This is a genomic window from Comamonas sp. B-9 (assembly GCF_000410635.1).
Classification (GTDB): Bacteria; Pseudomonadota; Gammaproteobacteria; order Burkholderiales; family Burkholderiaceae_C; genus Comamonas.
Genome location: NZ_KE148620.1, coordinates 1 through 358, shown reverse-complemented (window position 1 = coordinate 358; position 358 = coordinate 1). Strand labels below are relative to the sequence as shown.

Sequence of the window (358 nt, the reverse complement as noted above, 5' to 3'; positions counted from 1 at the left end):
AAAGTCAGCAGGATGAGAGGGCGTTGGCGCATGAGACGCCCAGTGTAGTGCCTGCTGCGCAGGCCCACAGGGCAGCTGGATTAGGTCGAAAGCAGGGCCTGGTCGCCCGGTTCTGCGCCGCTGTAGCCCAGCGCGTGCGAGAGCTGGGCGGCGATGGCCTGCAGGCCCTGGGCCATGGCCCCTTGGGGGGCGGGGTCAAACGTGGCCTGCGTGCCCAGGCTGGTGATGCCCAGCACCAGCTGGCCGCGCGCATCAAAGACGGGCGCGCACAGTGCGACCACGCTGGGCAGCAGGGTGTCGACCACGCAGGCGGTGCCCTGGCTGCGCACCTGGGCGAACAGCTGGTGCGCGGCGGCGG

At 70.9% G+C, this 358-nt stretch carries 1 protein-coding gene; it reads right to left on the bottom strand.

Going from position 1 to position 358, the window contains the following annotated elements; all coding sequences use genetic code 11:
* Positions 1-80: 80 nt before the first annotated feature.
* On the bottom strand, positions 81-358 hold a 278-nt coding region (locus tag H928_RS28430; protein ID WP_043340805.1), incomplete at its 5' end, for an IclR family transcriptional regulator C-terminal domain-containing protein.